Genomic DNA, 25907 nt, shown 5'->3' on the forward strand with positions numbered 1-25907 from the left:
GTGGGAGGTGTGGGAGGTGTGGGAGGTGTGGGAGGTGTGGGAGGTGTGGGAGGTGTGGGAGGTGTGGGAGGTGTGGGAGGTGTGGGAGGTGTGGGAGGATGGAGAAGCATTAATTCTCTTTCTTCCCTCACTTCCCCCACTCCCCTCTCTCCCGACTCTCCCCACACTCCCCACACTTCCCCATCTCCCCACACTCCCCTCTCTACCCACACTTCCCCATCTCCCTGGCAATTACAGGGTCATGTTGAGTTACGAAATGTCAGCTTTGGGTACAGTCGTGTAGAACCTCCTTTAATTGAGAATTTCAGCTTAGTTGTCAAGCCAGGGCAACGGATAGCGCTTGTGGGGGGTAGTGGTTCTGGTAAATCGACGATTGCGAAATTAATTTGCGGGCTTTATCAGCCTTGGGGAGGGGAAATCTGCTTTGATGGTGTAGGGCGATCGCAAATTCAGCGTTCTGTGTTGGCTAACTCGCTGGCAATGGTTGAACAGGATATCTTTTTATTTGCCGGGACTGTGCGGGAAAACATTACGCTTTGGGATTCTACTGTGTCAGAAGCTGATTTGGTGCGGGCTTGCCAGGATGCAGCTATTCATGATGCGATCGCGTCATTGCCTGGTAAATATGACTTTGAGTTAATTGAAGGCGGCATGAATATTAGTGGTGGGCAACGTCAGCGTTTAGAAATCGCCCGCGCTTTGGTGAAAAATCCGAGAGTGTTAGTACTGGATGAAGCAACCAGCGCTTTGGATGCCGAAACTGAGTTGACTATTAACAGCAACTTGCGACGGCGTGGTTGTTCGTGTATTGTAGTAGCTCACCGCCTCAGCACAATTCGTGATTGCCATGAAATTATTGTGTTGGAGCAAGGTAAAATCGTGCAGCGTGGCACCCATGAGCAATTATGGCAGCAAGGCGGAACCTATGTTCGCTTACTTCACTCAGCAGAAGCATAGTTAAGCTATGAGCAAGCGGCTGTACTCTTTGCAAGCAAACGAACCAGTACTGTTGAATGACCCAAAAACAGTCTGGGTGGTGCAGTCTGGAACATTGGCGGTGTTTGCAGCGATTAAAAACAGTACTGTTGAGGAACGTCGTCGCTATCTGTTCCATGTCAGTGCAAGTGAAGCATTGTTCGGTGCAGCGTTGTTACCTGAAGTAGTAGCACCAAGCCAATGGGGTTTTGTCGCGATCGCAATTGAACCCACTAAATTATGCCAGATATTGATAGTTGATTTGGTGAGAAAAGTTGCAGCGGCAGACCCACAAGCTGTGGCACTTTTAGAAGGTTGGGCGAACCATTTGGGACAATCTCTAACTGCCCAACAAACAGTCTTGGCAATGCCATTAAATGTTGTAGAGGCATTTGGCCGGGATTTTTCCTTATCGAGTGGTGAGGCTGTGTTATGGCAACAAACACTCGTGTGGGTGAAGTTGCAGCAAGGAAATACTCGCTGGATGGGAGTCGAGGAATTAAAGCTCAATTGTGCCTCGCCAATGTTTCCACTTACCAGTGCTATGTGGTTGGAGGCGGAAAATGCAGTTACCGGATGGATATTGCCAACCGCAGATATCAAAAATTGCGAAGAAATACTCACAAGTATAGTATGTTTCCATACTTATTTCTTTGAATACTTCAATTTGTTAGCAAGCAAGGAAGCAGAAGCAGAATTTCGTCAGTTTCAGCAACGAGAGCAATTTAATCAGCAAGTAATAGAAAACGCCCTCTCAGACTTGGCAACAGTATTGCAACCAGAGCCAGAAGTTGCTTTTTTTGAAGATGGGCCACCTCTATTAGTAGCACTGGGAGCAGTTGGACGAGCATTAGGAATAGAGATTCGTCCACCCGCAGATGATTTTGGTACTATTAATGACCCAGTTGCAGCGATCGCAGAGCGACTCCTTTGGAGTATCGCTAATGCATCCCAAGTTCGCATTCGACGGGTGACTTTGGCAGGCGACTGGTGGCGTCAAGACCAAGGGCCGATGTTAGCTTATACCGAGTTGGAACGCCCGGTGGCGTTGTTGCCTAAAGATAATGGAGATTATGCCATTTTTGACCCAGTGGCGCGGACTCGTACACCTGTAAATGAATCAGTAGCAAAAACACTGTCAGCCACAGCATATATTTTGTATCGACCGTTACCGCAAGTCGCACTCAGCGCCATCGACCTGCTGCGGTTCGGAATCAAAGGTTATGAAAAAGACATCGTTAATATTTGTCTAGTCGGCATACTAGGCACAATATTGGGAATGGTTGCGCCACAAGCAACGGCTATTTTAATCAATCATGCCATTCCCGAAGGCGATCGCGCAATGCTTTGGCAAATTGGATTAGTACTGTTTGCAGTCGCCTTTGCACAGTTCGCTTTTCAAATTGCCCAAAGTATTATTACCCTCCGAATCGAAAGCGCCACTAATAGCGTATTGCAACCAGCCATTTGGGACAGGTTGCTGAGATTAAGTCCGGGATTTTTTCGTCAGTACACTTCTGGAGACTTGGTTAACCGCGTGATGGCGGTGAGGGAAATTCATCAAAAAGTTAGTGGTGCTACCCAAAGAACTTTGTTGAGTGGAATTTTTGCCTTATTCAACTTGGTTTTGATGTTTATTTACAGCTGGCAATTAGCGTTTGTGGAAGTTGGTTTAACAATCCTTGCCGCTGTATTTACTGTTGTTTCTAGCTTTTTATTAGTGAAGAAATCACAAAAACAGCTAGAACTCGATGGCGCGATTCAGGGACTTAGCGTCCAACTCATCAACGGTGTTGCCAAGCTGCGGGTAGCTATGGCAGAAGAACGCGCATTTGCCGCTTGGGCAAAAAAGTATAGCCAGCAGATCCGGCTAAAGGCGAGTTGGCAACAAATTAAAGATGGTGTTTCGATCTTTAATGAAGCACTGCCTTTGGTAAATTCTATATTGATTTTCGGTGTCATGCTGTTGATGCAGACACGCTTGACACTTGGTACATTTGTTGCTTTTAACTATGCAGCGACGATTTTTATTAAAGGCGTAATTGACCTGAGCAATACGGTATCTGAGATTTGGGGCATTGTACCAATATGGGAACGGGCAAAACCGATATTGCGATCGCAACCTGAATATGACCCAACTAAGGTTAACCCCGGTAAATTAAACGGCCAAATTGCCTTAGATCGTGTCAGCTTTCGCTACTCAGAAAATGGAAGCTTAATTCTCAATGATGTCAGTATCCATGCCGAACCAGGAGAATTTGTGGCGATTGTCGGCCCTTCTGGAAGTGGCAAATCAACGATATTACGCTTATTGTTGGGGTTTGAGACTCCATTAACAGGCAATGTCTACTATGATGGCAAAGACTTGGCACAGATGGAACTCCAAGCTGTGCGGCGACAATTGGGGGTGGTGCTGCAAAACGGCAAAATCGGCACAGGCTCGATTTTTAAGAACATCACATCTGGGGCTTTGGTTTCTCTAGAAGAAGCTTGGTCAGCTGCACAGATGGCAGGCTTGGCTGATGATATTAAACAAATGCCAATGGGAATGCATACTATAATCGCTGAGGGCGGTAGTAATCTGTCTGGTGGACAAAGGCAACGGTTATTGATTGCGCGATCGCTAGTATCCAAGCCCAAAATTATTTTAATGGATGAAGCAACCAGCGCTCTCGATAATCGCACCCAGGCGATCGTCACTGAAAGTTTAGCCAAGTTAAATGCTACCAGAGTGGTAATTGCCCATCGCCTCAGCACAATTCGCGATGCAGACCGGATTTATGTAATTGACGCAGGCCATGTGGTGCAGGTTGGTAACTTCTCAGAGTTGATTGCCCAAGAAGGTTTATTTGCCCGACTTGTAGCCAGACAGCTAGAGAGTAATGTTTAACAATTAGCGATTAAGCGGGGCGATCGCCTTCAATCACTATATCTCCTATAGCGTTGCATCTTTGACTGTTACAGGTAAATCTGCGCCTACGCTAAAAAGTAATGCATAACCGTTGGTAAAAGTTTGGTTTGTCATGGGGTGGCTGATAAATGCGATCGCCTGATGATGAAAACTCAATATTTAGCGTTGCGGCATTTTAAATAAAAATATCTACAGTTAAGAGCGATCGCTCATCAGATTGTAGTATAAGGACATGGCGGTGTGAACGATATAAATTCTGTAATTGGAGGAGGCACAGAGTTTGTGATTAGCTTGCTTATGCAAGATTTTGGGAGTTCCTAAACTGTGATAACATAGACAACAAAATTTAGAAATTTCATTATTTTAATAAGGAAAGTATAATCAAACGTTAGTTGGCATCTCCCTACAGACCCTTGCTTATATTTACAGATGATTAGGCCTAGTCAATTGTCTAGAGACCAAACTTTAAGACTTGTATATTGGACTAATTTACCACTTATACCATCTTTTGCTATTAAAAAAATATCTCCTTTATTCGTGAACTCTGAAACATCAAAAGTTTGAATATACATATCATTTACAAAAAATTTAGCTTTTTTATCCTTTACAACTAAACTTAATTTGTTTGAGCTTCCCTCGGAAACATTAAGATTTGATAATTGACCGTTTGAAGATTTACTAATTCCACGGAAAAGCCATTCTTTTTCCTTAGAAGCAACCCATACATCGAACGATTTACGTTGGGGATCGTTAAGCTTATCGCTTGTATTTTCTTGAAATGCGAAACCATAAGTCCAATTATCCATCGCACCATCATAGGGGTTATAAAATTCAGTTTCAACAATAAAATTACGAAGGTTGACACCTGTAGGTTTAACTAGTACTACTCCTTCTCGATACCCTATATTTTCCTTATTAGTCTCAGACCAAACAAGTCCGGCTTTCTGTTTTAGCACTTGATATTCGACTAATTGACGTGTCAGTTTAAGAGATTCATAAATTTGATATCCTACGAATAACCCAATTAGAATAATTACACCACCTGCCAACAATTTGTTTTTAGCTTGAGCAATCTTTTCAAACAGCGACTGAGGCTGTGATGCAGTTCTTTGAGTTATATATTCCTTAGCAATATCCGGAATTAACAACTTGACTCCAGCAACATGAATTTCGTCTTTGGAGTCTATAATTTGACTGAGGAGATTTTTAGCCTCCGTTATATTACCTCTAATGAAGCTTTTCATCCCACTAACGTATACTAACAGAGGTTCATAGCCTGCCAAGGGTTCTGTAAGTGTTTCTACCAGCGAAATGAGGCGTATCCATTCTGACCCATCTTCAACATTCAAGCTTGCCAAGCTTGAAGCAATTTCACGCGCTGCTTCATGAGGTTGAGCATAAGCTAAAGCTGTCCACTTTTGAGCTTGGGCAAAGTCACGAGTATCAGGATTGGAGCTATTAAGCTGTTCTTGCATATAAGCAAGAAGAAAGTCTGAGAGTTCTAAAATTCTTTGCTGACCAAAGCACGGGTTATTCTTCAGTTGGTTCAAAAGTTCATTGCGAATTGCCCAATCTATCTCATAGAGTTCGTAACCAACTTCATTACAAAGGTTAGACAGTAGCAGGTCTGCGACAGCAATCCAGGGAATATTCAGTAAATTACTGTTAACATCTTGTTGGAAATTAGCCCACAAGCGATATAGCAAATCAGGAGTTAATGCTAATGGAAAAGCTGCATGGCAAGCTAAATAAAAATGTGGTTCCCCAAAGCGTTTACTAAATGACTCAATGCGCCGTTTTGCAGTTTTATATTTAGCTTCATTTGATGATGCTGGTGTGCGAGTCATTTTACACCTTTTAAAGGTTCTGCAAACTGTTGATGACGACCTCGCAGAGCATTAATGGCACCATCTAATCCCTCGCGGGTTGCCTCAAACATAGGAACTAATCCGGCTATTTCTCCAGCAGTTGTACCCAGCCAACGCTTTCTTGGTATGGGATTCAACCATGCTACATAACGAACATGCTGTTTTAACTGTTTGAGAAATGCCTCTGTCAACTCTATCCTCTCTGAATTCAGACCACCACGAGCAGCGCCAGCATCACTAAATATGAGTGCTACTACTCTATTCTGAGGCAGGCGAGCGAAAACATCCTCAATTGGCTGTGCTTGTTGATGCAGTGTATCGTAGTAGAGATACCCAACTGGACAATTATGAAAATAGTAGATGCCAGCTGCACCTAATTGCCCACCCCGCGAGGCAGTCTGACCCAAACGAATTGACAGAGAATGAAAAGGAACCATCGATCCGTCTTGGTCGATCAGCAACAGCAGTTCTGTCCGATTCACCCGCATTGGTGACAACACAGGCTCCAGCATCATTCCGTAACGTCCAATCTGGTTAACTGTAGCCTCGATATCCAATTCTGTAGCAATTCCCTCTTTAGTCAAACGGCGCAGGTATCGCCACATCTGCTTCATTTGCCTTTGAGTTACGGGCAAATAGTCCGTAGAGAAGAGAAAGCGATCGCCCAATACCTCCCCTCCACTAGTCACCTGACGTATCGCTTGGGCAACTTGTACTTCATCTTCAATATTACGAAATGATTCTGAAGCTAGCGTAGCAGTAGGTATGGGCTTAGATGGTTCTGTCTGTAAATGATTATCTCGATCGTGGCGCTTCATCAACAACCTTAGCAACCACAAACACCCCGAACTTACTGCCAAAATGAGCAACCAAATCAACCAAACTGGCCAATTTATTTGACTTTTATTTTGAGTAATTTGTGCAGTTGGGGTCGGTGCAATTGTTTCCACTGGTATTGGCAAAGATACCGTAGGGGAAGGTACACTGACTTGGTTTTTTGGGCGTGTAACCCATAGCGCTAACCCTACACCCAAAACCAACACTCCCACTAAAATTGCAAACCTAACAAGTTGAGTAGCTTGACTTTGGTTTACATCTGAAACTTGAGTTTGAGGAACAGTCTCACTACCAATTAATTGTTCAAAGTGATAATCAAATATATATTTTTCTTCAACTGATTTAACCCAAAGTAACCGACACAATCGAGCTAAAGCAGCTCTATTTGGAAGACCATAACCAGCTTGCAAAGCGTGTAACATCGACTGGTAATCATCCACACCTAAAGGTAGTCCTGCTTGGCGCAGTCGAGTAAATAATTCCAGTAGGGGTAAATCATCCATTATTTTTCGACTTTAGATAACGGATATGATCTTCCCAACTTTTTAACAACACACCAGGGTAAGGCAACTTACCATTGAGTTTTGCCAAAGCCTCATCTTCTGGGTAGCGACGCAAAGCCTTGAACCAGTCAATCAACTCACTAGTGCTGATTTTCTTGTTTGCTCCACCTTGGTTTTTTTTCATTTCTTCCCGCAGTTCCCAAAAACGCTCTACAGCTTGGCTGATCAAAACCTCTGATGCTCTGGGAAACAAAGTATTCATAATTTGGGTCAGCCTTTCACGGCTAGGAAATTCCACATAATGGAATAAACATCGACGTAAAAAAGCATCTGGTAAATCTTTCTCATCATTACTGGTGATTAAAACAATGGGTGCTGCCTTAGCTTCAATTTCCTGTCCTGTTTCCTCAACAATAAATCGTTTTTGATCCAGTTCCAGTAACAAGTCGTTGGGAAAGTCAATGTCAGCTTTATCAATTTCATCAATCAGCAGCACTGTGCGTTGCTCACTCTGAAATGCCCGCCCCAAAGGCCCCCAACGTACATAGTTAGTTGGGTTATCAATTCGCTGAATCTGTTCTGCTGTCAGGCGATCGGAAGCAGCAAGCTGAGCGTCCCGCAACCGTGCTACAGCATCGTAAGTATATAAGCCATCCTTTGCTCGACTAGTGGATTTAATATACCAAGCTTCTAAATTTAAACCCAGTTCGTAAGCGACAGCACTGGCCAGTAAAGTCTTCCCGCATCCTGGTTCGCCTTTTAGCAATAACGGTCGTTCTAAGTAAATCGCCAAGTTGACTGCTTCTACCAGTTCAGAGTTAGGCAAATAGGGAGATAACAGTTGTCCGTTGACTCCCTTTTCTCCTAGCTGGGGCTGGACTTGACCCGTATATTCCAAGAGTTTTCCACCTACAGCCTTAACCATTTTTCCTCTTCGTCATACCAATTACAGCCAGACAGGTGACAAATTTCGCCCAGTGCGGGTTCTGGAATGCCATTATCACTGTTTTTCAGTATTGTTTGTACTGTTTCATCTAACCGATCTATTAGTTTAGTTGGCAATTCGTCTGCTGCATACTCTAGCCAGTTAGTCAATTCATTGTCAGAAAATTGGTCAATCTCAGGTAGTTTTACAGGGTTATCTGGCTTCCAGTTAGGATCGAGTTTTTCTACAAAAGGAATATCCCAACTACCTACACAGCCATCATAATCTACTAAAAACATTAATAATTTGAATTGGCTTCCTTGGGGGTTAGTCGCATTAACTTTAGTCGCTAAAACTAACCAGAAATCTCTGATCAGTTCGTGCAAAAAAGTTTCCGAAAGACAATCCACGTCGTACAAAATTAACAAGACATTCTGAGTTCGCCACCATTGATAAACTCGTTCCGCAATTTCTGAAATTGAACTTTGCCTCTCCAGTCCGACTCTAGCAGCAAGTTCGCGCCACAAAGCAGCACTGTCACTTCTGCGAGCAATGCGACTGAGTTCAATTCGCACAACTTTTCCCGTGATGATATTGGGGACATTTTGTACTAATAATCGATTCAACAACCAGCGTTGACCATAGTAAAGCGAACCATAGATTAGAAAGGCAGCTACTGAGTGAGTCTCAATAAATCTCCGAAATGCTCGTGTTTGCTCTCTATAGCCCAATTTCAATAAAGCACGATACACTTTTCTACTAGATAAAGCTTGTTCTAAATCGTCAAGCTGCTGAACCAATTCGTTAAGTTCAGCTTCAGTTTGTTCAATTTGCTTTTCTAATTGGAAGCGAATCAAAGTATCTGCTGCGATCGCGAAATCACACCGTAGTCTACTTTGCTTCTCTATCAGTAAATCATACTGCTGTTGTAATGCTTGGCATTTCTGCTCTAAGTACTGCTCAGCGGACATTGAATTACTTTTTTAATGAATAATTGTTACTAAACAAGAGTAGCCAGAATGTCGATATAGCAATCTGAGCGATCGCCTTGTGTTTCAACAGCTGAAACATCATTCTGAGGCTAGATGTAAATTATTAGGATTTACGCAATCACTCTTTAAAACTTTTATTCCTCCTTATCTTCTCCATCGCGCCAGTTGCTACTCTACGCGTTCCGCGTTAGCGGTACAAGTCTGGGAACCGGCAAGGGCGCACTGGCTTGTGTGTGGTTCGATTTTCCCTTAGGTGTGCGTAAGTCTTGATTATCTAGTTTCTTCTAAGAGTAATTTACCACTTCCAGACCTAGTATAAAAATTAGTCTAGATAGTCCGCTTTTGCTTAATTTAACAAATTAGATGTTGTGTAGCCGATTATTCCTGACTTGGATTGAGTACAACGACAATTTCTGTTAGCTTAATTCCTAAAGGTTTCCAATGGGAATTGGTGGAGGAAAAAGTAGCATCCCCAGACACTGCTTGGTAGTCATTGGGAAACTTTTCGTAAGCATTAGGGGCAGCGTCTACGCGTAAAATTAGTTTACCTTGATAGCGGGATAATTTAGTACTATCTAACAAAATCGTACCGCCGTAATCCCAACCTAATCCATAGAGCTTAAAGTTACCTAATTGCTTGCGTAACTCGCTCAATGGGGTTCCAACGCCGATACCTTCACGGGTTTTCCAACCTGAACCCAAGTTACGCACATCTAAAGGTTTGGTACGGGTATTATCACTCCAGACTACCAAGAGCGATCGGCCTCCATCTAACTTTAATTGAGTAGCGGCAAAACTACCAATTCCTTCAGCACCAGAAATGGTTTTATCAACGACACGAGACGCACCAAATAACTTAACTAAATCTTGTTTGGTGGTTGTGCGTGTTATCGGCCCGACTCTTTCCCCAGGAATAATCAAAGTGTCTGTTAATGTTTGCGATTTAGCGATAGTAACTGAACTATCAATTTTTTGGGTTAATCCAACTGCTTCTTTTCCAGAATAAATTAGCAGCAACCCTAACGCAGCTGTAGCGATAGTTTTAATATATGAGTTCACGGTATACCTCGACGGACTGCAACTGAGAATGATTTCGTTAATGATTACTTTTCGGTTTTAACTTCTACAGTTTCGCAATTACGGATTCCCGATTTTATTAAGGATCTGTACTAAAACATGTTCCTTACTCGCTCAAAAACATGCCCGACTGACTAAAACATGTTGATTTGTCACTTCAGAAGGTGTCAGATCGACAAAAATGTCTTCATTTATAAATTAACAATAATTCGTTCGAGAAAAAATTCTTTTTGACTTATCGTTCGAGCACTTTGTATAAATAACAAATAAGTCGTTCTAGAACCACTTTAGTTTTATTTATACAAAAACACAAATTTCGAGCAAAACATGTCCATGTATAAGCTCAGCTTAAGTTGTTCTAGCTCTGGTTATTCTGGGTTTATACAAAGATAAGTTTTTGTAATTACAGCAGTTTTGGTAGTATTCAGACCACAATTGAGGCGGAGAATGGGGAGTAGCGAGTGGTGTAGTTCAATTACTTCAAAAGCGCTGTAATGTTCTACCTTATACCGTTTCTTTGTGAAGCTGCATATATTTACCCCCTGGCTACGGTGTACACACAAATCGGAGTTGCTTTTGAGATCCGGGTTTTACCCCCCTTACCAAGGGGGGAAACAAGAAAATCCAGTTCCCTCCCCTTGACAAGGGGAGGGTTAGGGTGGGGTAATTCGAGGACTGGTAGTGATTCGATAACTTGTGTGTACACCGTAGCCTTGCCTTATGTGCAGCTTCATACAGAATTGGTATTACGGAAAAATCAAACAGGAACAATCGCGTTTTAATCTCTTTCTGAATTCTGAATTCTTCACTTCATCACTCTAGTTGCGTTGAAAATTGCCAGCAAAGCTACTCCAACATCTGCAAAGACAGCTTCCCACATTGTCGCTATCCCTAAAATACCTAATCCAATAAATACACCTTTAATTGCTAAAGCAAACCCAATATTTTGCCAAACTATTTTCCGAGTTTTTCTAGCAATTTGTATTGCTTCTGCAACTTTTGATGGTGCATCTGTCATAATCACAATATCAGCAGTTTCTATGGCTGCATCTGAACCTAAGCCGCCCATTGCCATACCAACATCTGCTCTAGCAATTACTGGCGCATCATTAATACCATCGCCAATGAAGGCTACTTTACTGTGTTTACTGGTGGTGCTAATTAGTTTCTCAATGGCATTAACTTTTTCTTCTGGTAATAACTCTGCTTCGTAGATATCTATGCCAATTTGTTGAGCAATTAGAGAAGCGATCGCTTGATTATCTCCTGTTAACATTACTGTTTTTTCTACACCCATTTTTTTGAGTGTTTGAATTGCTTGTCTGGCATCTTCTTTGACTTCATCAGCAATTACTATATATCCAGCGTAAATATCATCTACTGCTACATGAATAACTGTTCCTTCTACTAAGCAATTATCGTGGGCAATGCGTTCTTTATGCAATAGGCGATCGCTTCCTGCTATCACTACCTTATTTTCAACTTTGGCTCTAATTCCATAACCTGCTATCTCTTCATAATTGCTAATATCAAATGCATCAATATTGTTGCCGTAAGCATTGCGGATAGATTGGGCAATGGGATGATTTGAATGAGATTCAACTTTGGCAGCTAATTGCAGTACTTCTTGCTGAGTAAAATTATTTTTTGGTACTATTTCTGCAACTTTAAATACTCCTTTTGTTAAAGTTCCAGTTTTATCAAAAACAACTGTGTTGACTGCATTCAGACTATCCAAAAAAGTAGAACCTTTAACCAAAATACCGCGTTTAGCTGCACCTCCAACACCTCCAAAGTAACCTAATGGAATACTGATTACTAGTCCACATGGGCAGGAAATAACTAATAAAATCAGGGCACGATAAATCCATTCTGAAGAAGTTGCCCCAGAAATGAATAAAGGAGGTAACAAAGCAATTGCTAAAGATGTAAAAACTACTATGGGCGTGTAATATCGAGCAAATTTAGTAATAAATTTCTCTGTTTCGGCTTTTTTGCTTTTGGCATTCTGCACCAAGTCTAAAATCTTAGCAATGGAAGATTCATCAAAAAGTTTTGTGACTTTAATGCTGAGAACACCGATTTTATTGATTGTTCCAGCTAAAACTGTTTCTCCCAGCTTCACAGTTCGCGGTACAGATTCTCCAGTTAACGCAGATGTATCAACTTGAGAATTACCTTCAATAATTTCACCATCTAAAGGAATCTTTTCTCCAGGTTTGACAACGATAATATCTCCAATTTTTACTGTGTCTGGCGATACTTTTTTCAGCCCATTTTCTGTCTGGATATTTGCATAGTCTGGGCGTATTTCTAATAAAGCTTTGATGGAATTACGAGAACGGCTGACAGCAATATCTTGGAACAATTCGCCAATTTTATAAAATAACATAACTCCCACAGCTTCGGGCAATTTATGAATTGCGATCGCTCCTAATGTCGCTACTGTCATTAAAAATGTTTCATCAAATATTCTGCCTCTAAGTATATTGCGCCCCGCAGTTTTTAAAACACTCCATCCACTTAATAAATAGGCAGGTATGAAAACCAAATATTCACCTATTGAGTAGAGTGTATTATGCAATTGGTTTTCAAAAATTACACCAGGTGCATACAAACTTAAAATCACTACTAAAGGAAATATCTCATTTTTAAGGTTGAATTCTTCACCGTGGTTATGATTATGGTCATGGTTATGATTCTCATCATGATGATGGTTATGATTCTCGTGATGTTCGTGTTCGCAACTGCAACAACCTGAAGATTCTGAATGTAGTTTTTGCTTCATTTTTTTTGGGGCTAGTAAGTTGTTTGATATAAAACCTTTCTTTTAAGGTAATAAAAAAAATAACTTTTTACAAGTTAATAATTTAAGAAAGATAATCGATATCAATAAGCTAGAATTCAGAACTCAGGAGTCAGAATTCAGAAGATTTAATGTTAAATCTTGCGATTAGTTGTTAGCAAGTACTAAGATTTATAAATTTCTTAAAGATTTTAATTTGATGATAAGTAATACGATTTCTTTGTGAGGCTGCGCCAAATTCTCTTAGCTTTCTTTCTTTCTTTCTTTCTTTCTTTCTTTCTTTGTGTCCTTTGCGCCCTTTGCGGTTCGTTCCTTATATACTTTGGCGCATCTTCGGCGCATCTTCATACAGAATTGGTATAAGTCGTCGCTAATATTTCAAGCTATATTAAGAAGCTTAAATGTAGGGTGCGTTGTCGCCAAGCGCCGCACTTGAAACTTTTGACGGTGCGTTAGCCTACGGCGTAACACACCCTACATCAAATTTATATTTATTCATACATATACTAAGTATTAATCTCACTCACTCAACATGTTTTGGGAGATCGTGAAATACAGGGAATAAATAATACTCAATACCCCATTCCCAATTCCCTAAAAATTTAAAATATCTAATGACTCTTCTATTTCTAAATCTAATATTCTTTGTTTTGTATCTTTGAGGGCTTCTAGCTTGCCTTCTTTACGGTAGATATCTGCGGCTTTTTGAAAATCTTCAATTGCTCCCTGTTTATCTGCCATTTCTAAACGAGTATTGCCACGATTATAATAAGCATCTGCATAATTAGAATTAATATCAATTGCTTGAGTATAATCTTCAAATGCTCCTTCAAAATCTTCTAAATCAAAACGAGCATTACCACGATTGTAATAAGCATCTATATAATTAGGATTAATCTGTATTGCCTGGGTATAATCTTCAATTGCTCCTTGAAAATCTCCTAAATCAGAACGAGCATTACCACGATTTTTGTAAGCTACAGCATCTTGAGGATTAACTTTGATTGCTTGGGAAAATACTGGTGGAGTTCCTAGTAAATAACGAGCAATACCACGATTTTTATAAGCATCAGCATAATCAGGATTAATTTTAATAGCTTGAGTATAATCTTCAATCGCTCCTTGATTATCTCCTAGATGAGAACGAGCTTCAGCGCGGTTTTTATAAGCTACGGCAAGGTTAGGGTTAATTCTAATAGCTTGGGTATAATCATTAATTGCTTCTTCTAATCTGCCCAGTTGATATAAAGCCAAACCTCGTTTGTTATAAAATTTCGCATCATTAATATTTATTTGTATTGCCTGAGAATAATCTGCGATCGCTGCTTCACAATCACCTATTTGATAGTGAGCTAAACCTCGTTTATAATACAAATCATCATCACTATGATTAACTTCTAAAACTTGATTATAATTAGCGATCGCATTTGCATATTCTCCTTTTTTGAAAGATTCATCACCTAATTTTAAGTAAAGCAAACTTAAATCTTCATCACGAGAATACAAATAGCTTTCTACATCAGGTTTAAAAGAAGATTTGAGCAACTGATTATTAGTTGGCTTAGGTGGCGTTTGTTGTTTGGGTAGATATTTATAACTTGGTGGCTGTGGCTTAAAATAGTTCTGATTTCCAGAAGATTGTAACTGTTCTAAATAGCAAAATAAACCACCGCCATAAAGTAATTGCTCTATTCCAAATGAAATTCTCCCAGTCTTCAACTTAATCATTCGGGTTGGGAGGAAGCCAGCTAAAAAAAGGTGATATTCAGATTGTGCTTCACTCACATCTTCTTGAATTAAAATGCAAACTACAACTGCATTTTTTTCAACTTCTTCAGAACTAATTGACCATCTAACTCTGTCAATACTACCGTGACGAGATTTAACTTCAATACCAATAGATGGGTCACAAGTCAAGGTAAAATCTATTTTACCATCACCGCCGAATCGCTTTTCATAATCAACTTCGGTAATAAAATCAGCTAAACGTTCCTTGACAACTTCCTCACCGAGTTTTCCTTTAAGATAGCTGATGAAAACATCACGAACTGGCAAAACACGCTTATATTTCTCAGCCATCTGCCAGCAAAATTCCCGTAGTGCCTTTAGCCTCTCTCCAGAAATTATAGTTACTTCGCTATGTTGACCTTCTGTTTCACAATGAAGCAGACAACCAGATGTTAACCTTTTGATAAAATCAGACTGTAGCGATCGCAGTAGCGTAATCCAGTCCATTTTGATTGCTGCGAATTTTTTGATGAGATTATTCTATTAAAATATTTATTCGCCGTAAACCTTTCAATTAGCTTGGGTGATATCCCCAAAAATTGCTTAACCTTATATATTAAATCTTAATTTAATTTAACGCAATTAATTTTGCAGAAAGCGACTGTATTATGACATAATAGCCTGTCATCAAATCTCACCTATTTTTACAGTCGAATTTGATTAGGAAATTATTGATAGATTTGCCGGAGTTCCTCTAAGGTATTGGCAGTTTTGATACTAGAGAGAATAGTTTTTAACATCTCTACATCCTGTATTTGGGAAATCTCTGGTAATATTGTTAATCCATCACTGCCAAATTTAAGTTCTAAACTGATTTGAATACCTTCAATAAATCCTTCTACTTTCCCCTGTTGCAGACCTTGTTGAAGACCTTGTTGAAGACCTTGTTCAATACCCCTTCTTTCTACACTGGTAATATACGGCATTTTCTTCTCCTGCTCATATTGAGTTACTTCTTGCCAAAAACTGTTTTCTAATTCTTCAGGTAATTTCATCACCCAATCGATAAACCGAAATAAGTTGATGATATCTTCGCGCTGATAGCCTTTTTCGTAAAGTCGTTTGGTTAAATCAACCTTCCACCGTTTACGCCCTTGATTATCTTGGCGTGTTTCTTTTGCTTTGAGATGAGCCATAACTACTGTAGCAAATGGGTTAGAAGTTGCTTCTAATTCTGTCCATAGCTGACTATATTCAAGTAATTTGACAATGGGAAATTTGAATTTGACTTCGCAACCCTATAATTCATCGCTAAACTGATTTGGTTTCCATGTGGGGCGATCGTCACCTAAAATGGCTAGACTAGCTATAGAACGATTGTAACGGTCAAACAATCGGTAGTGGTAGACGTACATCCTTTGGGCAAAGTTGGTTTCTTCATAACTTTGGACTTCGAGATGGATTAATACCCACTTTTCTTCGCCATTATGTTGCCAGACTTGAACGAGTTTATCAACGAATCTTTGTCCTAATTCTGCATCTCGAACGACTTGCTGTAACTCTTTGTCCAAAAATGTATAGCCTCGCTTCCAGTCTATTCCCTGGGCAGCGACAGGAAAGAAAAATTCAATGCATTCCTGAAAGTAGGTTTCTATGGCTTCTTTCCAAGGGCTGTCGTATTCATCGTTGGACATTGGCGTATTACATCAGTTTTGCAGGTGCAGACATGTTTGATTATGCCAGAGTTTTGAAGAGTTGGGGGAAGGGTGCGATCGCTCTGCCTCATCATTTGACCATTGTCTCACAAGATAGCGATTTTGAGCGTATGAGACAAGTGAGGGAGTTATCTTGTGAATCTTGGCTGTAATGATGGTTGAGGTGCGATTGCATTTCAACGGTGAATTATTGGGTGGTTTAGAGGTTTCTAATTTTAACTTTGATAAAACTGAAAAATTCTCAATTTATAGTGTCCTAGTTAACGGTAGTGACTTTCTATGGAGTAGATAGATAAAATTTTCTTAAGTTAAGCAAATATTATAAAAATAATCAAATTACAACACTGTATTTATAAATGACAAATCAGCCAACAGATGCACCTTTGTTTCAAGCTTATAAAGCTTATTTAGAAAAAATAGAACTTTTTTTGAATGAAGAAAAAGAAAAATTTCAAAAAACACTCAAAAGTACAGTCCCAAAAAATAAGGACAGTGATTACGAAAAAATTGTTCTGGATGCCAACAATAAAATCGTTGAAAAAATAGATGCTGCCATCAAAGAGATATCTACTTTTATTGAAAAATTAGAACAAGAAAAAAAGCGAAAAATTCAGAGCGCCCGTGATACTAGACCTTCTAAAAAAAGTAATATTTAAGGTATATTTCTCATCAAATAATCCAAATAATACTTCATCTCCTTAAAGGCAATTTGAGACAGGTTTTGGCTGCTAGCTGCTTTGTTTGAGACATATTCAAGCGCCTTTTTATAAAGACTGTTAGTTAACACATGCTTATGGACTAAATCATTTACTACTTCTTCTAAGTACTCAGTATTACCAATATCAAGGCTAGTGTGAATGGCGTGTAAGTAGTCCTCAATTTGTGATAAAAATTCCTCTCGGACAACTTTGCGAACAGACGAATCATTAATTAGAGCGTCATTGATTGCTTCATATGCCAATTGTTCTCTATTTCTTTCCAGCCATGTTTCAGCTTCTTTGCTGGCATCATCTCTTTTTGCTAGGTCTATCGATTCCTTTTCCAACTCCTCTTTAAGGTCTAATAAACTTTTTTTCTTTGTTTGATCGGGAGTTTGCTCTATTAGTGTATCAATAAATTTAAACAAATTAGCTAAACTTAATTTTTTTGATTTTTCTAATTTTTCTGAAAATAATTTTCCCGATTCTTTTTGCATGATATCTGTTTTAACCTTTTTCAGTTCTTTCTCGTTATTACCTGACTTTACGAGAGAAACAATTGCGGCAATTCCAGATAGTAGAGTGCCAATAGCATTCATAGATTCCCAATTAATTTGAGGTTGAGTGCTAGAAGATACCTGACTTAGACTTGTACTGGCTATTGGAGATGAAGTCGGGATAGCAGTTGAAGAAGATATTTGAGCATAGATGAAGGTGTTGGGTTTCAGAAAGCAAAACATAAAAATTACAGTTACTGGTACAGATTTAAGCAACAAAAGCAGTTTCTTCTGTTTTTCCATTGATTAAATGTCCTTCTCAAATAGAACTTTTAGTGTGCCTTGTCTAATATTAATAATGCTTAATTAATGCTTGGAGTAATCCTGATTCTTCAATCATTGCCTCACGAATACGCTCAATCATGTAGCCGGCTGTATTCTTATTAACCCCAATCTCTTTGGCAAGCTGACGCACACTAATACCCCCTGGAGAATTCAGCACAAGGTGAATCGCTACAAACCACTTTTGTAATTCTACATGAGTCTTGTGAAAAAGTGTACCCACTGTAACACTGTATGATGTAAAGCATTCGTTACAGTGATACCTGCGTTCATTTCTGTATGCAGTGGCGTTGGTTGATTCGCAATATGGGCACTTTGGCTTTCCATTCCAACGAATTTGCTCAAGTAGCGCAAGGCATTCTTCGTGATTTTGTGACATTGTTATTCTCAGAACTCTGAGATAACAATGTCAAAAATTACTCTTTTATGTTGCAGCAATATGTATTACATGCCAAAGAAAAATTCCAAGGCAATTAATCTTTTTGATACTTGTACTTAGTTGATTTAAATATTTATAGATTCTTTTATTACCGTACACCCTTCTCTTGCAACAGTGCATCTGCCCAAGCTGCATCTGTTTCTGATAATGCTGGTACTGGCTGTTGGCTATAATCTACTACCAAATCATAGCCGTAGATATCATATACCTGATTTAATAATGTCTGCAAATCTATAATTGGTTCTGTATCTCCAGAACGCAAAGGTAGTGGAAAGGATGGAATTATATCTTGTAAATTAAAAGCATATAAGTCAGCATAAGGACGGCGATCGCCACGACAAACTAAAATTCTATAGTGACTCTGAATATCATTACCTATCATCGGCATGGGGTCGCCTTTACGTAATAAATCAATTTCAACTAAATTACTGCGGCTGGCTAATACTTGTGCGCGTTTTTCTTCATAAATCTGCCGTCCTTTTCCTGTACGTTTATTCGTAGGAGATAAAATTTCAATAGTAGTAATTAATACCTCTGTCTCTACTTCTCGTACTTCTAAATATCCTTCCCTAATACTCACTGGCATAGGAATTTTGACTTTTATCGGTTCAGATCTCGGTGCGGCAACTGCTATATTTGTAATCGTAGAATCAGTTATACTTTGCCGATTTTTTACTATTATATCAGGAATACCAACAAGCAAGGAATTCTCATCAGTCGTTTCATACATCCGCACTTCTACTGCAACTCGATATTTAGGACGCAGTTGGAGAGATAAAAATCTGGCAATTTCACTAATGAGTAAGTGATGTAATCCTGGAAATAATTCCGGATGTTCTAAATAAGGATTCATTCCAGGGAAGATAGAAGGCATTGATTTAACTCCTATTTTCTTTTTTTAACGTAGTCTTTTATACCGTAATAATGCATCAACCCAAACTACATTCTCTTCTGAGAATTGTAACACTGGCTGTTGACTGTAATCTATTACTAAATCATAACTTCCACGGTCATAAATCCCAGCTAACAAATTCTGCAAATCTACCAAAGGTTCACTATCATCAGTTCGCAATGGCAAGGGAAATGTGGGAATTGCATCTGGTAAATTAAAAGCGTATAAATCAGATTGAGGACGATTTTCTGCGCGACTAACTAAAATCCGGTAGTCATTTTGCGTACCATCGCCAAAAACTAGCATTGGTTCTCCACCACGTAATAAATCAATTTCCACCAAATTTGTTAAGCTTCCCAACACTCTTTGTCGTTTAGTTTCGTATGCGTCGCGTCCTTCTCCTGGGAGTTTATTTTTTGGTGAAAGAACTTCAATTGCTGTCACTACTTCTTTTGTTCCTACCTTCCTCACCTCTAAATATCTCTCTTTGACTGTCTCAGGTATAGGAACTGTTACTGTTTTAGGTTCAACCGCAGATACCGCTACAGCTACATTAGGTATTTTAGGATTTACTACTGTCTGGGAATTTTTTATTATGACATCAGGAATACCAACCAAAAGTCTATCATCACCAGTAGTTTGATAAATTCGTTCTTCAATAGCGACAAAATATTTAGGGCGCAGTTGAGGAGATAATGAGTCTGCGATCGCTACTATTAGTCTCCCATGTATTCCTGGCCATAATATAGGATCTTCTAAATACGGGTTCATTCCTGAAAATGGAGAAGGCATAAGCAGTTTTAAATTCTAAATTGTCGCGTTCCAATGCTGGCAATTATATAAGAATTCAGAATGCAGAACTCAGAAGTCAGCATACTTTGAGATCCAAGCTTAATAATTTCAATAAAATCAATAAGCTATAACACCTTGATTTTTTAATTATTCTGGATTCTGACTCCTGAATTCTGACTCCTTATTTAAGAACAACTAGTAAGGGCTGCACCACATTGATCTTCTCTTTTCAGCCAACCCTTAACACCTTCAAATTCTACCTGCGCCCAGTCACCCTGACAGCCTAACAATTTGACAGGCGTATTAGCAGGAATTCTTCCCACTTTTCGGCTTTGTTCGTTGCTATTAGCATAAACCTCCACGCCATTCGTACCATAGCCTTGAGTTGATAAACCTAAATTTGGCACAAATACCCATCCAGTTCCTTGAAAACCATCACTAGCATTGGTAATCTGCACCCAATTTTTAACAGCAGCAACAACTTGAACTGTCTCGTTGCTGGGTATTTTCCCTAAAATTCTGTATTTCGTACTTCCACCACTCCGCACATTTAAACCTTGCGGATCTGTATCAGTAACGTAGGCAAAAATATCACACTTTTGTACATTAGTTGATTCCGCTAAAGCTATTTGATTAGCTATACCACTATTGAGCATTACACTAATACAACTGAATGCCAATCCGATCGCTAACTTTTTGGCTGGATTTTTGGCTTTTTTGTTCATAATTTCTCCAATCTGCTGGCATCCGTAATCAAAGCTGGAATTATATTCCTATTTCCTATCGTAATTATTATTAAAATTGATTTTCATCTGTAATAACTCGTGATTTTACAAAATTTAGTTATGCGATCGCTGATGAAGGAAACACAACCACAAAATTGAGTATTAAGATGTTAATATATGGTATGATTAGTGCCAATCGTGAGTTCAACAATTAATTTTTATTAAAAAAATATGAATATCAAAATACAACCAATATCAAATGGCATCGGTCAAGAGATTATTAATATAAATAATATCAGTGTCTTAGAATTAGACAAGGAAGAAATTATTAATCTCTTTAAATCTTATGGAATCTTACTTTTTAGAGGATTCCAGGCAAATGCTGAGATTTTTAAACAATTTAGCAATTCCTTGAGTACTGATTTTATAAATTATGCTGGCGGTGCATTCAGTAGAAGAGTAATTAATGGAGATGAGACTATTTTAAGCGTAAATGATTTTAACTCGGAAATTAAATTGCACGGAGAAATGTACTATCAGCAGAATATCCCCCTAATGCTATGGTTTTTCTGTGCTAATCCGCCGTTAAAAGATGGTGAAACTACTGTATGTGATGGACGAGAGTTTTTTAATAAACTTAGTAGTTCAACTAAAGAGTTATTTAGAAAAAATAATTTAAAATTTACTGTTACGATGTCTCAAAAAGACTGGCAGAAAAAATATCAAACAGATGATTTGAATAAGCTAGAAGAGATGTGCCATAAGAATAATACGCATCTCACAGTAAACGCTGACCAATCAATTATGCTCGAATACATTTGTCCTGCGATTATCCCTAGCCGATGTGGAAAGTATCAGGTGTTTATTAATAGCCTATTGCCCACAAAACAGTTAAGTCCAAAAATTTTAAACTTTGAGGATGGTTCAGAGATTCCTGATGAGGTTATGTCTGAACTTAATGAAATCGCTGAAAAAATCACCACGGAAATTTCGTGGCAGAAAGGGGATATTTTAATGATTGACAATACAAGAATACTTCATGGTAGAAGGGCTTTTAGTGACAATCAAAGAGATATTTATATCAGGTTATGTTCCCCTGCTTTTTCTTTCTAGGTAAAAGACCTGGTGAATGGAATTCGCGGTTATACAGAAAAAACCCACCAAGGTGGGTTTCAAATTCTTCAAGTCCGCCTGTATAGGCTTATTTTGTGTAGCCGGGATTTCTAACCGTCGAATATATTTGCTTTTGCGACATGAAAAGCTGCTTTTGCGACATGAAAAGCTGGTTTTGCGACATGAAAAGCTGCTTTTGTGACATGAAAAGCTGCTTTTGCGACATGAAAAGCTGCTTTTGTGACATGAAAAGCTGCTTTTGTGACATGAAAAGCTGCTTTTGCGACATGAAAAGCTGCTTTTGCGACATGAAAAGCTGCTTTTGCGACATGAAAAGCTGCTTTTGCAACATGAAAAGCTGTTATCTTTAAATTTAGGGTGCGTTGTTAGCCACAGCCTAAAGCACCGCGATCCACAATACTACTTCATATCGTAGCCAAATAAATTCGGGTCAACTTCTCCTAATTGCAACTCTGCCAAACCATACTCCGCCCATCGTCTATCTACCATCGCTGCGACATCTGGATCTGATTCTAAAGTAGCGCCCCATTCATGCTCTGTTTCTGGCGGCATTTTTGTGGTAGCATCAATTCCCATACGTCCACCCAAGCCAATTTTTTCGCTAGCAAAATCCAAACTATCAAAGGGCGTATTCGGCAAAATAAATACATCCCGAACTGGGTCAACTTTAGAACTAATTGCCCATACAACTTGACGTGGGTCGCGAATATTTATATTTTTATCGACGACAATCACAAATTTGGTGTAAGTAAATTGTGGTAAAGCACTCCAAAACGCCAAAGCTGCCCGTCGTGCTTGTCCCGGATATGCTTTGTCAATGGAAATAATCGCCGCTTTGTAACTCAAAGCTTCCATTGGTAAGAAGAAATCAACAATTTCAGAGACTTGTTGCCGCAGAATAGGTGTATAGATGCGATTAAGTGCGATCGCCATCATCGCTTCTTCTTTGGGTGGACGACCACTAAATGTTGTTAAGTAAATCGGATCTTTGCGGTGTGTCATACAGTTGAAGCGAACCAACGGCGAATCCTCAACGCCACCGTAATAACCCATGTGGTCGCCAAAAGGCCCATCCGGCAAAACTTCCCCTGGTGTAATGGTTCCTTCCAAAACAAATTCTGAATCTGCGGGAACTTCCAAATCTACAGTTTTACACTTCGCCAACTGCACGCCCGAACCGCCATAAAGTCCAGCAAACAGCCATTCTGATAAATCTACAGGAATGGGCGTAGCTGCTGCCATGATAATTAAAGGATCTACACCAAGTGCGATCGCTACTTCTAATTTTTTCCCACGTTCAGCCGCTTTTCGCAAATGCCTTGCGCCACCCCGCACCGATAACCAGTGAACCGTCATCGTATTTTTTGATTGTAGTTGCAAACGATACACCCCTACATTCGGCGTACCAGTCTCACAATCCTTGGTAATTACTAACCCCAGCGTGATAATCTTGCCAGCATCACCACAATAAGGACGTATTAAAGGCAACTTATTTAAATCCAAACCATCGCCTTCAATCACAACTTGCTGACAAGCCGGAAAAAAGTCCCGTCCCGGTTTCGCCTTCACCACGTCAAACAAAACCTTACCAAAATCTATCGCTTGAGAAATCTTCTTCGGTGGTTTTGGTTGTTGCAGCATACTCAACTTTTTCCCCAGAGTTTCCAACTCCTCTGGACGCTGCATATTCATTGCCCAGCAAATTCTTTCCACAGTTCCCATCAAATTCACCGCCACCGGGAAAGAAGCACCTTTGACGTTTTCAAACAACAACCCTGGCCCACCTTTCTGTAGCATCCGGTTAGAAATCTCAGCAATTTCTAAATCTGGGTCAACTAAAGCTGAAATTCGCCGTAATTGTCCTCTTTCTTCTAGAATTTTAATGAATCCCCGTAAGTCTCTGGCCATAGTTCTTGTAAAGCAGATTATTTAAGAAGTGTGAAGCGCTTTCTTATATTATTAGTCATTTGTCATTGGAAAAGAGGAGGCAGGAGGCAGGAGACAGAATGCAGAAGTTCTTTAATGCGTGAATTTTGTTAGCGCAGTAAGCCGTGTCTGCGAACGTCATTTTGAATTTTGAATTGATTTGTCTCCCTCATCCTCCCTACTCCCTATGTACCCTTAACTGTAAATTAACCTGATTGTTAACGTTTATTAACTAAGTTTTGCAAATATTTTAGTTATTGTAAGTGGGGAGACGCATTATTTTTGACAAATAAGCGCTAACCTAATCAAACATGGCCAGAATAAACTATACCTTCCTGGCAGGCTGTCTTGTTATGCGGCTCCTGCTAGGTTTATTTATTACAAACTTTAAACCAACACAAATTTTTCTGCCTCCTACTCTCTGGTTTTCTTTGCCAGAGATATACAGGAAATAATGGTTAAGAGGCAAATAAGAATTGATTTATGAATACAGCTAACCGCCACATAGGATTTTGCAAATTTATCAGCATTATTATTGTTGTTGTACTAAAGTTAATTTCTTAACGGTTCAGTTAAAGGCTAATTGTACAAAACTGTGGGATTTTGAGACGCGATAAATCGCCGTCTCTACAAGTTTTTTGGTCTTATCTGAACTATATTGGAATATAAATATGACCCCAACTCAAAATTATACGTCTAAAACACGATCAATTAACAATATTGACCTTTCCAGTGTCAAGATCGTAACAAGCACCAACAATTTTTAGTTTGCCAGCACGCAGCAATTTGGTTAAAATTACTGAGCTTTCTTCTAATTTTTTCGCTTGATATTTAACGTTGGCAATAACCGCATCATCGCTAGTATTACCAGTTGCCAAATTGATGTTTGCCAAAGCAGGTTTGATACCTTCAACAACAAAACCAATTCTGCCAGGAAGTGGTTCATTTTTAATTGCTTCTGTAACTGCGCCGCATCTTTTATGACCTAAAACTACAATTAACTGCGAACCTAATACAGCTGTAGAATATTCTAAACTGCCTATAGCCATGTCACTGGCGACATTGCCAGCTACTCGCACAACAAATAAATCTCCAAGCCCTTGATCGAAGACAATTTCCGCAGGTACTCTAGAATCTGCACAGCCTAATATTGCCGCAAATGGATACTGAGCTTTAGCAACTAATCGTAGGCGTTCTAATGTTTGATCGGGATATTTGCGTTGTTGATGAACAAATCTTTGATTACCATTGAGCAAGCGTCTAATAGCTTCATTAGCATTGACTGGATTAGCGTTAACTGGATGAACATCAGCCGCAGCAGCTTGTTGTGTATCCCAAAAGCCATGTCCAAAAGCAGCAGCCCCAATACCCATTACACTTGCGAATTTCAAGAAATCACGTCGTCCTACGAATCCATTAATTTGACTCATCAATCTACCTGACAACATTTTTCTTAATATCAGGAAGATATCAGATGCAAATAGAATGCAAGAGTACCCTGTTACACGGTTTAAGAGTTATTTAATAAAACAGAATTCAGAATTCAGTAGTCAGAATTCAGTAGTAAAAGAAGTTTTATGGTTGGTGTTGAAGCTAAGCTTGTGTACTTGAGCAACTTGAATTTGCTACATTTACTAAAAAATAGCTTTTTCAAAAGTACTTTTCACAAACTCATATACCTCTGGTTCATCTGAAGCTCTTGGTCCTGCAACATTAAGAATTACTATTTTATAGTTGGAGATAAATAATAATAATTCGTTCACAGGATTTACATGAGTAAACTCTTTACATATATGTTTACACGGTTTCTGATATTTTTGAGCTAATTCAGCAGTTAATAAAGTGCCTGCAAAAAGTTTTTTAGCAATAGAAAATATCACAGTTCCATCAGAATCGCGGACATTCCATTCAGTCCGCTGGGAATATTCATCTGATGGTGTTTCAGTTAGGTTATAGCGTGAATTAATAACACCATCTTCTGCTTTACGCCCTTTGGGACACCAGCCTCCATGAGGAATCTGATGAGTTCTAGCCCAATCCAACGCTGCGCGATCTGCTCCTGTTTGACCGCCAGAAACTATTTTTAAGCTGTTAGCCATTTTCTATTTTGAAAGACAGACAAACT

24 protein-coding genes are annotated in these 25907 nt (G+C 39.3%); 5 read left to right on the plus strand and 19 right to left on the minus strand.

The window, feature by feature from the left end:
* Both H6H03_RS30300 and H6H03_RS30305 read left to right on the plus strand, forming a co-directional pair.
* A partial coding sequence (locus H6H03_RS30300) for an ATP-binding cassette domain-containing protein (protein WP_242065752.1) occupies window positions 1-957 on the plus strand: 957 nt, incomplete at its 5' end.
* Between the two features lie 7 nt (window positions 958-964).
* Window positions 965-3865, plus strand: a complete 2901-nt coding sequence (locus H6H03_RS30305; RefSeq protein WP_190958756.1) for an NHLP bacteriocin export ABC transporter permease/ATPase subunit — start codon at window positions 965-967, stop codon at window positions 3863-3865.
* Between the two features lie 45 nt (window positions 3866-3910).
* Here the strand turns inward: H6H03_RS30305 and H6H03_RS41535 are convergent, their stop codons facing one another.
* The 10 genes from H6H03_RS41535 to H6H03_RS41855 form a co-directional block, all read right to left on the minus strand.
* Window positions 3911-4042, minus strand: coding sequence for a hypothetical protein (locus H6H03_RS41535; RefSeq protein ID WP_277926201.1), 132 nt, complete (start codon window positions 4040-4042; stop codon window positions 3911-3913).
* Window positions 4043-4329: 287 nt separating this feature from the next.
* Window positions 4330-5733 (minus strand): hypothetical protein, encoded by a 1404-nt coding sequence (locus H6H03_RS30310; protein ID WP_190958757.1) that lies wholly within the window; start codon window positions 5731-5733, stop codon window positions 4330-4332.
* Window positions 5730-7094: a hypothetical protein gene (locus H6H03_RS30315; protein ID WP_190958758.1), complete on the minus strand. Its 1365-nt coding sequence runs from the start codon at window positions 7092-7094 to the stop codon at window positions 5730-5732. Before H6H03_RS30315 ends, H6H03_RS30310 begins: the two co-directional genes overlap by 4 nt.
* Window positions 7087-8019 (minus strand): AAA family ATPase, encoded by a 933-nt coding sequence (locus H6H03_RS30320; protein ID WP_190958759.1) that lies wholly within the window; start codon window positions 8017-8019, stop codon window positions 7087-7089. Before H6H03_RS30320 ends, H6H03_RS30315 begins: the two co-directional genes overlap by 8 nt.
* Window positions 8004-8990, minus strand: a complete 987-nt coding sequence (locus H6H03_RS30325; RefSeq protein ID WP_190958760.1) for a hypothetical protein — start codon at window positions 8988-8990, stop codon at window positions 8004-8006. The genes H6H03_RS30320 and H6H03_RS30325 overlap by 16 nt, the downstream gene beginning before the upstream one ends.
* Before the next feature lie 399 nt (window positions 8991-9389).
* Entirely contained in the window at window positions 9390-10070 is a 681-nt protein-coding gene (locus H6H03_RS30330) for a hypothetical protein (protein ID WP_190958761.1), read from the minus strand.
* A gap of 823 nt (window positions 10071-10893) precedes the next feature.
* The gene (locus H6H03_RS30335; RefSeq protein ID WP_190958762.1) at window positions 10894-12876 is read right to left on the minus strand and encodes a heavy metal translocating P-type ATPase; all 1983 of its coding nucleotides are present in this window, start codon (window positions 12874-12876) and stop codon (window positions 10894-10896) included.
* Between the two features lie 612 nt (window positions 12877-13488).
* A complete protein-coding gene (locus H6H03_RS30340) occupies window positions 13489-15129 on the minus strand; it encodes a tetratricopeptide repeat protein (protein WP_190958763.1) in 1641 nt (546 codons plus the stop codon).
* Between the two features lie 221 nt (window positions 15130-15350).
* Entirely contained in the window at window positions 15351-15818 is a 468-nt protein-coding gene (locus tag H6H03_RS41850) for a hypothetical protein (protein WP_313931959.1), read from the minus strand.
* A 102-nt stretch (window positions 15819-15920) separates the two neighbouring features.
* Window positions 15921-16316: a hypothetical protein gene (locus H6H03_RS41855; protein ID WP_313931960.1), complete on the minus strand. Its 396-nt coding sequence runs from the start codon at window positions 16314-16316 to the stop codon at window positions 15921-15923.
* A 32-nt stretch (window positions 16317-16348) separates the two neighbouring features.
* On the opposite strand from H6H03_RS41855, the gene H6H03_RS30350 reads away from it, so the two are divergent.
* Together H6H03_RS30350 and H6H03_RS30355 are read left to right on the plus strand one after the other, a co-directional pair.
* Entirely contained in the window at window positions 16349-16489 is a 141-nt protein-coding gene (locus H6H03_RS30350; RefSeq protein ID WP_190958764.1) for a hypothetical protein, read from the plus strand.
* 204 nt (window positions 16490-16693) lie between these two features.
* A complete protein-coding gene (locus H6H03_RS30355) occupies window positions 16694-16993 on the plus strand; it encodes a hypothetical protein (protein WP_190958765.1) in 300 nt (99 codons plus the stop codon).
* Here H6H03_RS30355 and H6H03_RS30360 read toward each other — a convergent pair.
* The 5 genes from H6H03_RS30360 to H6H03_RS30380 all read right to left on the minus strand — a co-directional run bounded on the left by H6H03_RS30360 (window position 16990) and on the right by H6H03_RS30380 (window position 20722).
* Complete coding sequence (locus H6H03_RS30360; RefSeq protein WP_190958766.1) at window positions 16990-17835, minus strand: hypothetical protein; 846 nt, start codon at window positions 17833-17835, stop codon at window positions 16990-16992. The two genes, H6H03_RS30355 and H6H03_RS30360, sit on opposite strands and share 4 nt — an antisense overlap.
* Window positions 17836-17884: 49 nt before the next feature.
* The gene (locus H6H03_RS30365; protein ID WP_199339138.1) at window positions 17885-18253 is read right to left on the minus strand and encodes a transposase; all 369 of its coding nucleotides are present in this window, start codon (window positions 18251-18253) and stop codon (window positions 17885-17887) included.
* 148 nt (window positions 18254-18401) lie between these two features.
* On the minus strand, window positions 18402-19187 hold the full coding sequence (locus H6H03_RS30370) for a DUF4058 family protein (RefSeq protein WP_190958767.1): 786 nt from the start codon (window positions 19185-19187) through the stop codon (window positions 18402-18404).
* 24 nt (window positions 19188-19211) lie between these two features.
* The gene (locus H6H03_RS30375) at window positions 19212-19997 is read right to left on the minus strand and encodes a DUF4058 family protein (RefSeq protein WP_190958768.1); all 786 of its coding nucleotides are present in this window, start codon (window positions 19995-19997) and stop codon (window positions 19212-19214) included.
* A 185-nt stretch (window positions 19998-20182) separates the two neighbouring features.
* On the minus strand, window positions 20183-20722 hold the full coding sequence (locus H6H03_RS30380) for an SH3 domain-containing protein (RefSeq protein ID WP_190958769.1): 540 nt from the start codon (window positions 20720-20722) through the stop codon (window positions 20183-20185).
* 231 nt (window positions 20723-20953) lie between these two features.
* Here H6H03_RS30380 and H6H03_RS30385 point away from each other — a divergent pair, with 231 nt between their 5' ends.
* Window positions 20954-21835 carry a TauD/TfdA family dioxygenase gene (locus H6H03_RS30385; RefSeq protein WP_190958770.1) on the plus strand — a complete coding sequence of 294 codons (882 nt, stop codon included), beginning with the start codon at window positions 20954-20956 and terminating at the stop codon, window positions 21833-21835.
* Between the two features lie 88 nt (window positions 21836-21923).
* On the opposite strand, the gene H6H03_RS30390 is transcribed toward H6H03_RS30385, so the two are convergent.
* From H6H03_RS30390 to H6H03_RS30405, 4 genes are all read right to left on the minus strand, one after another.
* A complete protein-coding gene (locus H6H03_RS30390; protein WP_190958771.1) occupies window positions 21924-22187 on the minus strand; it encodes a hypothetical protein in 264 nt (87 codons plus the stop codon).
* A 68-nt stretch (window positions 22188-22255) separates the two neighbouring features.
* Window positions 22256-23764, minus strand: coding sequence for a UbiD family decarboxylase (locus tag H6H03_RS30395; protein ID WP_190958772.1), 1509 nt, complete (start codon window positions 23762-23764; stop codon window positions 22256-22258).
* A gap of 725 nt (window positions 23765-24489) precedes the next feature.
* The gene (locus H6H03_RS30400) at window positions 24490-25212 is read right to left on the minus strand and encodes a carbonic anhydrase (RefSeq protein ID WP_190958773.1); all 723 of its coding nucleotides are present in this window, start codon (window positions 25210-25212) and stop codon (window positions 24490-24492) included.
* 204 nt (window positions 25213-25416) lie between these two features.
* A complete protein-coding gene (locus H6H03_RS30405; RefSeq protein WP_190958774.1) occupies window positions 25417-25881 on the minus strand; it encodes a putative molybdenum carrier protein in 465 nt (154 codons plus the stop codon).
* Between the last annotated feature and the right edge of the window lie 26 nt (window positions 25882-25907).

The sequence above is a fragment of the Nostoc paludosum FACHB-159 genome, assembly GCF_014698835.1.
Lineage (GTDB): Bacteria > Cyanobacteriota > Cyanobacteriia > Cyanobacteriales > Nostocaceae > Nostoc > Nostoc paludosum.